The organism is Methanosarcina sp. UBA289, from assembly GCA_002496565.1.
Lineage (GTDB): Archaea > Halobacteriota > Methanosarcinia > Methanosarcinales > Methanosarcinaceae > Methanosarcina.
The window spans coordinates 769,495-783,949 of the sequence record DAKJ01000018.1; the positions used below are offsets into that span (position 1 = coordinate 769,495).

The following is a 14,455-nucleotide window of genomic DNA, read 5'->3' on the forward strand; positions in this document are numbered from 1 at the left end:
ACTGGTGAAAACTATAGAGTAAAAATACAGGGTGTAATTTTTTTTATTGAGTTTCTTATTTTTAATAAATCAAAAAATTTATCAACTCTTAAATAGTCTGTATTGAATTATTGGTTGGGAAGATCAAGCAATCTCCATAGAAATGTTTCCTCCAATCTACTTTCCTTCGCGGGTACCACTGACAGGTTACAATCCATACATATAGAAGAGGTATAGAGACGGAGAAGCTAGAGGCAAGGGTGAAAAAGATGTATAAAAATACAAAAATAGGACATGTAATGATAGGCTTTGCTCTTCTTCTAGTTTTGATTTTCTTTGTTGGGTATACAGGCTATCAGGGAATGAACGATGTTGAAAAGAAAAGCCGAGCCATTCAAAATATGACCTTTATCATGAATAACATGCAGGGGGCCCTGGAAGCTCAGGAAAGTTACGTTATTCATGGTGATTCTGTCTATAAAAACGATACTTATAAACATCTTGATCTTGTGCCCACACAAGCAGCTATATCCAAAGGAATATATCTTGTCTACCTTGATCCTGTAAATCAGGATCGGATGGATTCTATTCTGGAAACTTCTGACGAATTCAAGGAAAGTTTTGACAGCTATGTTAAAGCAAACGATGAAGAGATTGCCCTGAGAAACAATATTATCACAAACGGTGAACTTATTTTGCAGAAAGCAGATGAGATGTATCAAGACCAGATGCTTCAGTACCAACAATATGTAAAAAATGGTTCTTCAGGTGAAGTTCTCCAGCAGAAGTTATCCAATGCTCAGGAAGCTCAGAAAATTAGCATACTTGCAATGGAAGCTCAAAGCGAATATCAAAATTATATAATCACTCCTGATGGTCAATATGCGGAAAAATTCGATCAGTCTATGGAAAATATAATTATAGTTACTGAGAATTTAAATAAACAGATAGTGAAACCTGAAAACATTGAGCGCGGAAATGAAATAATCTCCAACGCCAAAGAAATTCAGAGGGACTTTGATCGCCTGAAAAGTCTTAAAGAGAAACAGGCGGTTGATGTGAAAAATATGGCAACCATAGCTGCAAAGGTTAAAGGAGATGCTGAAGCCGCCAGTACCGACCAGAAAGAGCAGCTCGATATCTTGATAGAAAATTCTGTAAATAAGATCTTTCTCGTTACCTTTCTTTCGATACTTATTGGGGCCTTACTTGTTTTTGTGATTCTGAACCTCTACAGAAAGCCCATCTACGAACTGCTCCAAGCAGCCGATAAAATTTCGAAAGGAGATCTTAATGTTGAGATTAAAGGAAATTCAAGAAGCGAAATTTCTCAACTCTCACAAGCTTTTAAATTAATGGTTGAAAACCTTCGTAGCCTTATAAAAGGAATTCAGGAAAGTTCGGTTCACCTTTCTACACTTTCAGAAGAAATGTCTGCTTCTTCTGAGGAAGTGGCTTCTGCTTCAAGGAAAATTTCTGACACTGCGGCTGAAATTTCAAACGGGACCGAAGTGCAGAGTACAAAGATAGTGGATATCACTCACGCAATGCAGGACATGACACATAATATCCAGGAAATTGCGGAGAATACCCAGAAGGTTTCTAAGAACACAAGTCTTGTTAATAGTAATGTCAATAGCATTGGAAATGCTTCAAGAGAGATTCTGTTAAAAATGGACCTTATTCATTCTTCCGTTGATGAGACTGAGAAAGTAATTATGGAGCTGGATTCCAAATCTCAACAAATTAATGAAATTGTGAATCTTATTACCAAGATTGCAGACCAGACAAATATGCTTGCGCTGAATGCTGCAATTGAGGCTGCTCGGGCTGGCGAACATGGTCGAGGTTTCTCTGTTGTAGCTGATGAAGTCCGAAAACTTGCCGATGAATCCGGTCATGCTGCTAATAATATTTCCAGTCTAATCAATGAAATAAGAGGGAGTATCAGTGAAACCGTGGAAAGTATAGAGGCCAGTAGAAAAGATGTGCAGGCCGGTTCATTGTCTGTTAATAACGCGGTTGAAATGGTTGCAGGGATTGTTTCTACAATCAATGAAATAACAAATATGATAGAAGATGTTGCAGCCGCTACAGAAGAACAGTCTGCATCCATTGAAGAGATCACTTCAACTCTGGAGGATATTTCTTTAATTTCGGAACAATCCGCCGCAGGAACCCAGGAAACGGCTGCATCTCTCGAAGAGCAGAGTGCTTCAATGTCAGAACTTGCCAATATGGCAAGTGACCTTTCTTTAATTGGGGAAAGGATGAGAAAAGCAACCGAGAAGTTCAAACTTGGTGACTCAAAAGAAGGATCAGAAAACACTTTAAGTTAAAATCTCTGAGTTAGTTTGAGGAATTCAAATGTTTGAAGAAACATTAGATGAGGGTTCAAGACTTTCTGAAGAAAATTTACGTTTAGTGACCTTTGAGCTTTCAGGTGAAGAGTTCGGAGTAGATATCATGCAGGTCTCCGAAGTTATTCCGGTTCCTAGGATCACCCGTATTCCTCAGGCTCCGGAATGTGTAAAAGGGCTCATTAACCTGCGGGGAAAGATCCTCGTGGTGATAGATCTTAACAAGCGGCTTGAGTTCAATTCGAAAGAGACCGACAGCCTATCCAGAATCATCATAGTAGAAGTCAAAGATACAGTTATTGGAATGCTTGTAAATTCCGTAAAGGAGGTCATTAACCTGCCCCTTTCTTCAATTCAAGCGCCCCCTGAGATGATCAAGTCGAAAATAAATGCGGAATATTTAACAGGCGTAGGAAAAGTAGGGAACAGGCTTCTTATTCTACTAAATCTTGTAAGAGTACTTGGAGAAGAAGAAATCGAAGAACTCAGTGAGTTATCTTCTCCTGAAGAGAATGTTTTTACTGAGTAAACTGTCCTCCACAAAAATTGGAAGTGAGCAGGGAAGGAGCTAGAATAATGGAGAGGATATTTAACTGAATGCACTATCCTCTACAAAAGAGAATGTTTAAACTTACTGGATTTTCTTATCCCTAAAAAATGCTTAATCGTTAAACTGTTTTCTCCCGAAAAGAATATTTAAAAAAATATTTAATCTTGAACAGTTATTCTCTGTTGAAGCAAATATTTAAAAACTCACGATCAGGTTTTAAGTATGCATCCTGTAGTTATATTCCTTTTCGCCCTTCTCTGCATTTTATTTTTTACAACCAGACTCAGGTTGCACCCTTTTCTCAGCCTTGTCCTTGTATCCGTTTTTACAGGAATCCTTGCAGGAGAGCCCCTGGCTACGGTCGAAGCAATAACCGGGGGATTGGGCAGCGTGTTTTCTCGTTTTGCTATTATTATTACTTGTGGAAGTGTTATCGGACTTTTGCTCCAGGGAACTGGAGGAATGTCCTTAATAGCCTCTGATATTATACGTTTTTCCAGAAATCCTCTACTTGCCCTTAATGTCCTTGGCTTTCTTTTTTCTGTTCCTCTAATGTGTTACATTCTTGCCTATGTTATCTTTGTTCCAATAGCTAAAGAGTTGGCTGCCAGACTTGATAACCCCTCTATTTCCACTGCAACAGCTCTTGCACTAGGAGCTGTTGCTTCATTTAACCTTGTCTATCCTTCTCCTGTCGTCATCTCGGCAGCAGAAGAGCTATCAGCTAATATGGACAGGCTTTTTATTCTGGGGCTTCTTATCGCAGTTCCCACTTCCTTTGCAGGTTACCTCTACTCTAGGAATTTAAAAAAGTCTAAAACTACAGGCCTTTCGGATAGAATAAAAGAAAAGACAGCCGAAGTTCAGGAAAAAGCTTCAGAAATATATGATAACCCTGCCGAAAAACCCCGGAGAATCGAAGCTTATTCTCCAATTTTTATCCCTTTACTTCTTATTCTCCTTCAGGCAAGCTTTGAACATCCTCATCCTATGCTCACGTTTCTGGGAAATCCGAACATTGCGCTCCTTATAGGAGTTCTTCTCTCCATCTTTTCCGGCAGAAAGCTCGGATCTCTGGTACTGAGAACGCTGGTCGAAAAAGCTGTAAGAAGAAGTGGGGTTGTACTTCTCGATCTCTGCGGAGGCGGCGCTCTTGGGGCTACTCTTGCCATGACAGGAGCAGGAGAGGCTCTTGGCAGGTTTTTCTTGCAGTTGAGCCTCCCTCATATCCTTGTGCCTTTTCTCGTTGCTGCAGCTCTTCAAACCGTACAGGGATCAAGGATTGTGACCATGCTCATTGCACCTTCTCTCTTACTGCCTCTGATTCCTGAACTGGGGCTTCCTCCGGAAATCGTTATCCTTTCAATGGCTTCAGGCACTTTTCTGATTTCCCATGTCAATGATCCTTTCTTCTGGATTTTTGGAGAGCTTGCAGAACTGGAACCCTCTGAGGTCTTCAGGTCAAATACCCTTGGGAGCGCCTTTATGGGTATCGTGAGTTTTCTGCTGGTATCTGCTGTGCATATCTTCTTTTACTGAGTTTCTTCTTTACTGATTTTTTCTCTTACTGAGAGTTTTAACTGTTATTTCCAAGATTTTTCCTGCGCTTCCTCTTTTCTAGTTTTGCTACAGTAAAATTATAACCCCATAATTTGGCATATGGCAAACAATAAATACCGGTTTTTTATATTTCTATATATGAATGAGCAAAGTTATCCTGAATTTACAGGCCTTGAACTCTCTCCGAGAAAGGTAGATTATCTTAAGTTCATTCTTGAAAAAGGAGGAACTGTAAGAACTACAGAGATCTCTTCAGGCCTGCAGGTAGACCCTTCAACTACGAGCAAGACCTTAAACGAGCTTGCAAATGCAGGCTACCTAAACCACGTTCCTTACAGGGGAGTGGATCTGACGGAATTGGGTAAGGCATATACGCAATTTCTTATCCGAAGGCACAGGATTCTCAGTCTTCTTTTAACCCATTATGGTCTTTCGTCGGAGGAAGCCTGTGATGAAGTTTCGCGCTTTGAGGCTTTTGTTTCCAGGGATGCAGTTGATAAAATCTGCAGCTCAATGGGTCACCCGATGTTCGGTGTATGCGGAGAAATAAGTCATGGAAAATGCCTGCATGAAGAAACACATCATCGATTGCCGGAATAAGTGAAGCATAAGTGAAGCATTAAAAGAAATACTAAACGAAATACTAAACGAAATACCAAAAAAGAACTAAAATGCTAATCAAGTTCCAACTGAGACACTAATCAAGCGCTATCAAGTACTAACAAGATATTGACGAGGCGCTAGTGAAATACTAAGTGATAAATCAATATTGCATAAAGCCCGAAATGAGCTTCGAGATAAATTTGGACTTACGCCAAAAAATTCCCTGAATCATTCAAAAATTTGGGTATACACCAAATTTATTCTCCTTGGTATCGGTCTTATCTCATTCAGAAATATATTCGTGAGCCAAGAAAAAGTGAAAGTGAAGAAAGCGGGATCTCAATTATGAATCTGAAAATTCTACCTCTATTAGTGCTCTTGACTGTTGGTCTGAGCCTTTTTGCCAGCGGCTGTACAGGTCCAAGTAACTCCCAAAATAATGAAAATACAGGACAGAAAGTTGAAGTAGCAGGGCCGAATGAGCCTATAATCGTAGCTGTAAGTGTGCTTCCTCAGGCTGAGTTTGTAGAAAAAGTGGGGGGAGACAAAGTGAAAACCGTTCTTATAATCCCTCCGGGAGCAGACCCTCACACTTATGAGCCCTCTCCTAAAGAGATGGGAAAAGTGAGTGAAGCTCGTATGTATGTTACGGTCGGCGTTGATATGCCTTTTGAGAAAGTCTGGATCGATAGATTCGAATCTATCAACAGCGGAACTCTCATAGTAAATTCTTCTGACGGAATTCAGCTTAAAGAACTTGCTGCCCATGACCATAGTGAAGGAGAGGGAGCAGAAGAACACGCAGCAGAGCTTGAAGAGGATGAGAATAAATCTGATAACAGTACTCAGACCGGCATTCACGAAGAGCTTGATTCCCATATCTGGACATCTCCTGCAAATGCAAAGATAATGGTCGAGAATATTTGCGAAGGACTTGTAAAAATCGATCCTGAAAACAAAGAGTACTATACTCAGAACAGGGACGCTTACCTTGAAGAGCTGGACGCTTTGGATGCCAGGATTCGGGAAAAGCTTGAGGGAAAAACGGAAAGAAGCTTCATGGTCTATCATCCTTCCTGGGGTTATTTCGCAGCGGATTACAACCTTACAATGATTCCAGTAGAAATTGAAGGAAAAGAACCAAGTGCTCAGGATCTGGCGAAACTTATAGACCTTTCAAAAGAGAAACAGGTCAAGGTAATCTTTATCCAGCCCCAGTTCAGCACGCGAAGTGCTCAATCCGTAGCTGAAGAAATAGGTGGTGAGGTTGTAGCTGTAGACCCACTTGCAAAGGATTACATTGGAAATATGAATAATGTATCCGATATTTTTGCCAGAAACCTTGTATGAAGTCAGTAAAATTAGCATTCGAGTCCTGATAAAGTCAATTACTCAAGTTTTGTATCTAAGTATCGAAAGACCGTAATTCGAGATAAAAACGATATTATGAAGGGAAGGCAATGGAGAAGGTTATAGAACTGAAAGATGTCTGGGTTCGTTACGGAACCCAGACTATTCTTGAAGCAATCAATTTTGAATTAAAGGAGCCAAATGGACTCCTTGGGATTATCGGACCTAATGGGGGAGGAAAGACTACATTTCTCAAGGTGCTTCTTGGGCTTCTGAAGCCTTACAGGGGAAGTGTGAAGCTTTTTGGGAAACCTCCAGAGAAAAGCAGAGAGCTTGTAGGATATGTCCCTCAATACAGAGGTTTTGATTTTGACTTTCCTATTAGTGTTTGGGAAGTTGTGCTTACAGGCAGGATCAGCCATACGGGCTTTCTGAAAAAGTACAGAGAAGAAGACAAAAAGGCTGCAGAAGAAGCCCTTAAGACCGTAGAAATGTTCCAGTACAAAGATCGGCAGATCGGGCAGCTTTCGGGCGGGCAGCGTCAGAGAGTCTTTATTGCACGAGCTCTTGCTACGAATCCCAAACTTCTGCTTTTGGACGAACCTAATTCCGGGCTTGATCCGCATATGCAGGATGAACTTTATCGCCTGTTGAACAGGCTCAAGCAGGAAATGGCAGTTGTCATGGTTACTCACGACCTCAGTGCAGTTTCCGTTTATGTAGACAAAATAGCCTGCCTAAACCGCACTTTTCATTACCATAACTCCAGAGAAATCCCGGTTGAAGATCTGGAAGCTACCTATCAGTGTCCTGTTGAACTAATTGCTCATGGAATCCCTCACAGGGTGCTGGAAAATCATGAGGAGAATTCCTGAACTCAAGGTTGGTTTAAAAAACAGATGGAGAAATAAAAATGTTTGATTTTCTGCAATACAGTTTTATTCAGAATGCTCTGGCAGCCGCTGTTCTTGCAAGCATAGCCTGCGGGATTATAGGAGTCTACGTTGTAGTTAAAAAAATAGTCTTTATAAGTGGAGGGATAGCGCACGCTTCCTTTGGAGGTGTTGGCTTGGGCTATTACCTCGGAATCAACCCCATGTTCGGAATTCTTCCTTTCAGCCTGCTTTCGGCCCTTGTTATGGGAACTGTTAGCAAGAAGTCTAAAATCCCGGAAGACAGTGCTATAGGTATACTCTGGTCTCTTGGAATGGCACTTGGAATAATTTTTGTCTATCTGACTCCTGGTTATGCTCCTGATCTTATGACCTATCTATTTGGGAATATTTTAACAGTCCCTCGCTCTGATCTTTACTTTATGTTGGTTCTTGATATAATAATATTAGGCGCAGTTTATCTTTTTTACAAGGAATTTCTTGCTCTCTGTTTTGACGAAGAATTCACAACCGTGCAGGGTCTTCCTACTGAGAAGCTTTACCTTTTCCTTCTCTGTATCATTGCTCTGACAATCGTGGTGCTCATCAAGGTCGTGGGTATCATCCTTGTAATAGCTCTTCTTACCATTCCTGCTTCTCTGAGCCGCAAATTCACCCATAACCTGAAGAAGATGATGCTAATTTCCATAGTTTTCGGAACTGTGATCAGTGTAACTGGAATAGGTCTTTCATATGCTCTGGATGTCCCATCCGGTGCAACGATCATTTTAGTATTGAGCCTTGTGTACGGATTTGCAGTTTTTGGGATGGAAATACTCGAGAGTAGAAGAAATTCCGGGGCTTAAAAGAACCCTGAGCTTCTTTTACAGATAGAAAATATTTCACGGGCTTATCAGGAGTTTTTCCGAAATAATTCAGTATTCATCCTGCACTCGCTCAAGAATTATCTAAAACTCTTCTGAACATTATTTTAATTACCATTCAAATATTTTTTTGTGAAATTGAATAGTAATTAATTATAATTATATTTATTCGGTTTTATTAAGACATAATTTTATATATGGTGAGATGCAAGAGCCTAATCGTTTAATTTATTATATTTTATAGAATCCCAGGACTAAATCTCTCAGGCTGGGTTTATAAAGAAAAACGGAGTCTGAAGCACCTAACCCATTTGCGTATAACCGCTTCGAGTGGGGAAGCAACGGATACGCTGGCAACTAAGCATTTATTGGGAGCTATCCTAAGCCAATCCATAAGTGTATCTGAAAGCCACATAAAAGCAAGTGACTGAACCCGCCATATGAAATGGAAGCCACTGTACTTATTAAAATAAATACCGCAATCAGGATGATAAAAATGAACCGTGATACAACCCGGGATCAAAATATAAAAGAAAATGAAACTTTCGCTGGAGAATACCTCGATCTTCCGGATATCCCCCTTCCGGAGACCGATAATGTTCTGTATTCAATCCTGAACTCATTAAATCAGAATATTGCAGATTTTCACACCTTTGTGAAATTCAACCCCTTTCTGTCTGAGGACCACCTGAATGTTGAATTGCTGAAAAGAAGCATGGGCATTCACAGGGACTTTACAGCTCTGTTCCTGCACACTAAAGAAGAACTGTTATTTACCTACCCCGAATTTATTGAGAAAACTGAAAAGGTGCTGTTCAAGGGAAATGTTGGTACAGACTGTATAAAATATACTAACAAATTATGCAGAACAATAAGTGATTATAAAATAGCTCTGCACAGAGAAGGCTATTTGCCTGACCTGAGAAGACAGTTGCCGTTAGTTGATCTGTAATCATTCAGTAACTTACTTTTTTCAATAAAATTTCTTTTTTAATTCAGATTTAAAGCCAGGATTCCATTCTTATGTCTTTTTAATATCTCGATAATTCTAATTCGAGTAATTCTAACAATTTGAAAATCAAGGATACTTCCAGGCTCAATCAAATATAGAAAAGAAAATTTTCTTTCCTTGTTTATATATAAACTTATTTTATATATTACGGTACTTCCAGAATTTTATATTTAATTTTCAGTACATCCGTAATTTTATATAATCAAAAGATATCTGAATTGCCAGGCATCTGTGAAAAACGGTGTCTTTGAAAAACGGTGTCTTTGAAAAACGGTGTCTTTGAAAAACGGTTCTTAAAAAACGGTTCTTAAAAAACGGCATTAAAAACAGATGCCTAATCACACTTAATGAGAAGCCTATTCATAGTCTTATTCTTTCTTATTTTGCATAAATTGCTTTTTCAGTTTTTAAGACGCTAAGTTGACTATATAATATCCACAGTAAAATTTCAATTCATTCAGAGAACTTTTATATAATCCATGTTAATGCACATAGCCAGCTTTAGACTCTAATTTTGCTACTTTTCACTTTAGTTTTCGAGCCTATCCCAAAACTTAAAATTTGCTTCTTCGGTTTCCACATTTTAAGTGATCAATCGAGCTTCAAATCATGAAAGTAATCCAGGATAATTCTGATAATTGAGAATGAAAATGGGTTTTGAGATGAGCTCACTAAAAAATAAAAGTAAAATAAAAAAGCAGAACTTCAGTTTTTACTGAAGTCCAAAGTGCTTTATGTTCCAGTCTGCAGTAGCCTGGATCTTCTTGATTTCTTCGTCACCGCCTTCCATAGTGAAGAGGTGTTTGAACCTTTTCTGGGTCCTCAGGTATTCCTCAACTGGTTTGGGGTCCTTAACCTTCCTGACCTGGGTAATTTCCCCGTATTCCATTTCGTACATTGGCCAGAGGCAGGTTTCTACTGCGAGTTTGGCGATTTCCAGGGTCTTGGAGGTATCAAAGCCCCAGCCTGTTGTACAGGGACAGTGAGAATGTATATAAGTTGGGCCCACGATTTCAGTGGCTTTCTTGACTTTACGCATCATATCTCTTGGGAAGCCTATTGAAGTTGTTGCAACGTAAGGAGAGCCATGAGCTGCCATAATAGCAGGCATGTTCTTCTTGGGGCGCGGGTTTCCAAAGGAGACTTTTCCGGGTGGAGTGGTAGTTGTGCTTGCATCGAAAGGAGTTCCACTGCTGCGTTGGATTCCGGTATTCATATAAGCTTCGTTGTCCATACAGACATATGTGAAGTCGTGGCCTCTCTCGAATGCGCCCGAAAGGGAACCGAGTCCTATATCCATAGTAGAACCGTCTCCCCCGATTGCCACAATCTTGATATCATCCTTTTTGCCAAGAGCCTTCAAAGCAGCTTCCACACCTGAAGCCACTGCGCCTGCATTTTCAAAAAGGGAGTGGATCCAGGGAACCTGCCAGGAGGAATACGGGAAAGGCGTGGACATCACTTCAAGACAGCCTGTCGGGTTAACCACAATTGTATTTGGGCCTGCGCCCATGAGTGTGAATTTTGCAGCAAAGGCATCACAGCAACCTGCACAGCCGCTGTGCCCGGATGTGATATATGTTTTTGGTGCAGTTTTACTCATAGCAACTCCTCCTTAAGATCCAGAAACTGGCTTTCAACCGTGATTCCGGACTTTGCAACTTTTTTGGTTTTTTCTATAACCTTTGCAATACTTTCCACGCGAATGTCACGGCCTCCGTGCCCTATAGTATAGCCAATTACAGGTACACGGACTTTACTATTGTAGAGGCAGGACTTGGTTTCTGTAAAAAGCGCTCCTTCGTTTGTCCCTATGGAAATATTCTTATCGAGTACGACGACGGCATGAGCATTCTTAACAGCTTCGCAGATCTGTTCCTTCGGGAAAGGCCTGAAGGATCTGACCTTTAAGACACCGATCTTTTCTCCTTTTGCTCTGTACTCGTCAACAACATCCTTGACAGTGCCCAGAATAGAGCCCATAGACATGATAATAATCTCGGCATCATCAAGCATGTATCCGTCAATAAGTCCTCCGTGGTATCTACCAAAGACTTCTTCAAACTCCTTTGCAACGGCCTCGATTTTCGGAAGAGCTTTCTGCATTGCCTGCTCATGGAGATATCTGAACTCTTCATAAGTATCTGGGGCTGCAAAGGCTCCGAAGGTCTTGGGATCTTCAGGGTCGAGGATATCATCGGGCTGGAAAGGCGGAAGGAAATTGTCGGTTAATTCCTGTTCAAGTAGGACCACAGGCTCGTAAACATGAGACAGGATAAAACCATCCATGCAGACCATACCTGGAACCATTATCTCATTGTCTTCTGCGATTTTATAGAGCTGGGGTAGAGTGTCACATGCTTCCTGAACATCCTCTACATAGAGCTGGATCCAGCCTGTATCCCTCTGCGCAATCGCATCCTGGTGATCGTTCCAGATGTTGATTGGAGCACTAATTGCTCTATTTGCCACTGTCATTACAACCGGAAGCCTCATGCCTGAAGTGTTAAAAAGTGCTTCATGCATGAGCAGAAGTCCCTGAGAAGTTGTGGCTGAATAGGTTCTTGCGCCTACTGCTGATGCTCCTATGAGGGCAGAAATTGCCGAGAACTCGGCTTCCACATTAATATACTCGCAGTTGGGGATTTCACCGTCTGCTATAAACTGTGACAGATCTTCAACAATATGTGTCTGGGGAGTAATCGGATAGGCTGAAATAACATTTGGACGGCAGACCTTTGCAGCATGGGCCACAGCATAGGAACCTTCCACAACGACCATTTTTTTCTTGTAAGCTGGATTAATCATTATTTCTCCTCCAGAATCATTTCAATTGCATCTGCAGGGCACTCATTTGCACAAATTCCGCAGCCTTTGCAGTAATCATAATCATATTCAAAAAAGCCGTCTTCCCTGGGTTTGACAGACATATCAGGGCAGACAATTTCGCAGATGCCGCACTTGGTACATTTTTCGTAAATATAAACAGGACGGAAGTTTCTCCAGCCTCCGGTTTTGTTTTTAAGGGTAGACCCAGGTTTACAAACTCTGCAGCGTGAAATGTTTAAACCTTCCTCTTCCTCTTCATTTTTCAGAACTTCGGGTCGTATCTTGCGGTCTTGTTCGGATCCGTTACTCACGCTTCTTCCCCCTTTATAAGCTTGTAGGCCTTCTGAATTGCATTTGCATTCTTTTCTCCAACCTTTCCTGGAAAACGAGCCTTTATTGCATGCTGGATTGACTCAACATTGATTTCTCCAGTTGCACCCGCAAAGGCACCAAGAAGGACGGTGTTTACAATGGGAACTCCTATAATATCCATTGCCACCTTCGTAGCATCCACGGTCATGACCTTAGCTTTTGTATCTAGTTTCAGGCTTTCCGGCTTTTCAGTTGTGTTAACAATAATTATCCCATCATCCTTTATCCCGCTTGCAACATCAACAGTTTCGAGCAGGGTTGCGTCTTGGACGATAACATAATCCGGAGTGTAAATCTGGCTTCGTAGCCTTATAGGATTATTGCTAATCCTCGTGAATGCCTGGACTGGGGCACCTCTACGCTCTACCCCAAAAGCGGGAAAAGCCTGGCTGAACTTTCCATCTTCAAAAGCTGCAACTGAAAGCAATTCAGCCGCGGTAACAGAACCCTGGCCTCCTCGACCGTGTATTCTGATTTCCTTCATCTGGATTCTCCTTTTAATGAGATTTTATCTATCGTTTTTCTAATTTTTCTGTATTTTTGCTGTTCTCGGCAGTCTGTTTGACAAGTCTTAATTAGCTGTCTGGCATACTGCTATTAATCGAATCTAATAGAATACTAATCGAATCAACCTAATGTTATCCAATTTACTAATTTGTCAGACATAATAGGTATCAATCAGCGTCTGACTCTTTCTTCAGGCACTACTACGATATAAAATAAATATAAAATGTATATGTACTTCAGGGATCCAAAACCTAAATGGCAAATTGTTAACCTGGATCTCTTTCATACCATTGAGTTATAATTAATATCGAAAGATTTATTTTCAATTCTGGGTTCACGCTGTTTTGTGCCTGATAGTTCATGGATAATAGTGTAGAATATTATTAGGCTTTCGGTGAATTAAAAGAAATTATTATATATATTTCTAATCTTTAATTATTTTTTTAAACGTATTATATTTGTTATTCTCCAGGTTAACCTGTCTCTTGTTCACGTTTTGTCACACATTGGCCGTAAACAAAGATCTTTTAAAAAATATGGAATATTTTAATATTTCTCCTAATAGGAATCCTTTATTAACTCAATCATCGCCTTTCCATCTTTCAGATTATTAATCTTTTCCCTAATCTGCCGCGAGCCACGCAGCCCTTTTGTAAACCAGTGAGCGTGCATTCTTAGATTTGTAGATGTGTAAAGATTATATTCTTCAAGTAAGGCGATATAGTTCTCAAAGTTCTTCAACTGCCGTGCCTGCCTGTCAAATTCCAGCTTTTCCCCGGTTTCCAGATAGTGCCTTATCCTTTTAAAAATAAAGGGATTTCCCATTGCTGCGCGCCCTATCATAAGCCCGTCACAGCCTGTAAAATCAAGGGTAGCTTCGGCAGACTCCTCATCCCTTATATCCCCGTTTGCAATCACTGGAATGGAAATTTCATGTTTGACGGCTCGGATCACTGTAAGGTTCGAACTTCCGGAGTACATCTGCTCTGCTCTCCTGCCATGTACGGTCAAGGCCGAAGCTCCAGCTTTTTCGATCAGGCGCGCAATCTCAAGGGTTTTTTCATCCCTCTTCAGAATTCGGATCTTTACAGTTACAGGAGTCTTCAGCACATCGGTTAGCTCTGAGATTATTTCGTATACAAGTTTCTGGGAATTGAGAAGAGCCGAGCCACATCCTGTTCCCGTAATGCGCTGCGCAGGGCAGCCCATATTCACGTCGATAATCTCAGGACTGTACTCCTCTTCAATAAAGAGTGCAGCTTCCCTCAATTTCTCAGGAGAACTTCCTACAAGCTGAACTCCGAAAGGTCGGTCTTTAGGGGAACAGATACCTTTGAGAAGAGATTTTCGGTTTTCGTTGAGCAAGGCATCTGCGCTGATCATCTCGGTATAGGTAAGGTCAGCTCCATTCTGCCTGCAGAGCAGCCTAAAAGCCAGATTTGTCACATCTGCCATAGGTGCAAGAAGAAGATTTCCAGGGGTTTCGGTTTTGCCGATTTTTAATTTATTCAGTTTCATTTTTCCGAATGTTTTTTATTGATTTTTCTGTTTTTTATTGTTTCTTAATTATTATTCTA

Annotated in this window: 13 protein-coding genes; 8 read left to right on the forward strand and 5 right to left on the reverse strand. The window is 40.7% G+C overall.

Going from position 1 to position 14,455, the window contains the following annotated elements:
* The first annotated feature begins 248 nt into the window (after positions 1-248).
* The 8 genes from BP549_RS11270 (at position 249) to BP549_RS11305 (ending at position 9,110) form a co-directional block, all read left to right on the forward strand.
* Entirely contained in the window at positions 249-2,318 is a 2,070-nt protein-coding gene (locus tag BP549_RS11270; RefSeq protein WP_292380639.1) for a methyl-accepting chemotaxis protein, read from the forward strand.
* 28 nt (positions 2,319-2,346) lie between these two features.
* Positions 2,347-2,868: a chemotaxis protein CheW gene (locus BP549_RS11275; protein ID WP_292376737.1), complete on the forward strand. Its 522-nt coding sequence runs from the start codon at positions 2,347-2,349 to the stop codon at positions 2,866-2,868.
* Between the two features lie 243 nt (positions 2,869-3,111).
* Complete coding sequence (locus BP549_RS11280) at positions 3,112-4,428, forward strand: GntP family permease (protein ID WP_292380641.1); 1,317 nt, start codon at positions 3,112-3,114, stop codon at positions 4,426-4,428.
* 159 nt (positions 4,429-4,587) lie between these two features.
* Complete coding sequence (locus BP549_RS11285) at positions 4,588-5,049, forward strand: metal-dependent transcriptional regulator (RefSeq protein ID WP_292376739.1); 462 nt, start codon at positions 4,588-4,590, stop codon at positions 5,047-5,049.
* A gap of 348 nt (positions 5,050-5,397) precedes the next feature.
* The gene (locus BP549_RS11290) at positions 5,398-6,402 is read left to right on the forward strand and encodes a metal ABC transporter solute-binding protein, Zn/Mn family (RefSeq protein WP_292380644.1); all 1,005 of its coding nucleotides are present in this window, start codon (positions 5,398-5,400) and stop codon (positions 6,400-6,402) included.
* 110 nt (positions 6,403-6,512) lie between these two features.
* On the forward strand, positions 6,513-7,277 hold the full coding sequence (locus BP549_RS11295; protein ID WP_292380646.1) for a metal ABC transporter ATP-binding protein: 765 nt from the start codon (positions 6,513-6,515) through the stop codon (positions 7,275-7,277).
* A 38-nt stretch (positions 7,278-7,315) separates the two neighbouring features.
* Positions 7,316-8,140 (forward strand): metal ABC transporter permease, encoded by an 825-nt coding sequence (locus BP549_RS11300; protein ID WP_292376742.1) that lies wholly within the window; start codon positions 7,316-7,318, stop codon positions 8,138-8,140.
* Positions 8,141-8,654: 514 nt separating this feature from the next.
* Positions 8,655-9,110 (forward strand): hypothetical protein, encoded by a 456-nt coding sequence (locus BP549_RS11305; RefSeq protein ID WP_292376801.1) that lies wholly within the window; start codon positions 8,655-8,657, stop codon positions 9,108-9,110.
* Positions 9,111-9,882: 772 nt separating this feature from the next.
* Here the strand turns inward: BP549_RS11305 and porB are convergent.
* The 5 genes from porB to dusB form a co-directional block, all read right to left on the reverse strand.
* A complete protein-coding gene (gene porB, locus BP549_RS11310; RefSeq protein ID WP_292380649.1) occupies positions 9,883-10,773 on the reverse strand; it encodes a pyruvate synthase subunit PorB in 891 nt (296 codons plus the stop codon).
* Positions 10,770-11,978 carry a pyruvate synthase subunit PorA gene (gene porA, locus BP549_RS11315; protein ID WP_292380651.1) on the reverse strand — a complete coding sequence of 403 codons (1,209 nt, stop codon included), beginning with the start codon at positions 11,976-11,978 and terminating at the stop codon, positions 10,770-10,772. The genes porB and porA overlap by 4 nt, the downstream gene beginning before the upstream one ends.
* Complete coding sequence (gene porD, locus BP549_RS11320) at positions 11,978-12,265, reverse strand: pyruvate synthase subunit PorD (RefSeq protein ID WP_292376802.1); 288 nt, start codon at positions 12,263-12,265, stop codon at positions 11,978-11,980. The genes porA and porD overlap by 1 nt, the downstream gene beginning before the upstream one ends.
* A gap of 41 nt (positions 12,266-12,306) precedes the next feature.
* A complete protein-coding gene (locus BP549_RS11325) occupies positions 12,307-12,855 on the reverse strand; it encodes a pyruvate ferredoxin oxidoreductase subunit gamma (protein WP_292376745.1) in 549 nt (182 codons plus the stop codon).
* 581 nt (positions 12,856-13,436) lie between these two features.
* Positions 13,437-14,396, reverse strand: coding sequence for a tRNA dihydrouridine synthase DusB (dusB, locus tag BP549_RS11330; protein WP_292376746.1), 960 nt, complete (start codon positions 14,394-14,396; stop codon positions 13,437-13,439).
* Positions 14,397-14,455: the final 59 nt, after the last annotated feature.

Excerpts from the sequence above, each read along its gene's own strand:
- BP549_RS11270 (WP_292380639.1), top strand. The coding sequence starts at position 249 with ATGTATAAAAATACAAAAATAGGACATGTAATGATAGGCTTTGCTCTT.
- dusB (WP_292376746.1), bottom strand. The coding sequence starts at position 14,396 with ATGAAACTGAATAAATTAAAAATCGGCAAAACCGAAACCCCTGGAAAT.
- BP549_RS11290 (WP_292380644.1), top strand. The coding sequence starts at position 5,398 with ATGAATCTGAAAATTCTACCTCTATTAGTGCTCTTGACTGTTGGTCTG.
- porA (WP_292380651.1), bottom strand. The coding sequence starts at position 11,978 with ATGATTAATCCAGCTTACAAGAAAAAAATGGTCGTTGTGGAAGGTTCC.
- porB (WP_292380649.1), bottom strand. The coding sequence starts at position 10,773 with ATGAGTAAAACTGCACCAAAAACATATATCACATCCGGGCACAGCGGC.
- BP549_RS11275 (WP_292376737.1), top strand. The coding sequence starts at position 2,347 with ATGTTTGAAGAAACATTAGATGAGGGTTCAAGACTTTCTGAAGAAAAT.
- BP549_RS11300 (WP_292376742.1), top strand. The coding sequence starts at position 7,316 with ATGTTTGATTTTCTGCAATACAGTTTTATTCAGAATGCTCTGGCAGCC.
- BP549_RS11285 (WP_292376739.1), top strand. The coding sequence starts at position 4,588 with ATGAATGAGCAAAGTTATCCTGAATTTACAGGCCTTGAACTCTCTCCG.
- BP549_RS11295 (WP_292380646.1), top strand. The coding sequence starts at position 6,513 with ATGGAGAAGGTTATAGAACTGAAAGATGTCTGGGTTCGTTACGGAACC.
- BP549_RS11325 (WP_292376745.1), bottom strand. The coding sequence starts at position 12,855 with ATGAAGGAAATCAGAATACACGGTCGAGGAGGCCAGGGTTCTGTTACC.
- BP549_RS11305 (WP_292376801.1), top strand. The coding sequence starts at position 8,655 with ATGAACCGTGATACAACCCGGGATCAAAATATAAAAGAAAATGAAACT.
- BP549_RS11280 (WP_292380641.1), top strand. The coding sequence starts at position 3,112 with ATGCATCCTGTAGTTATATTCCTTTTCGCCCTTCTCTGCATTTTATTT.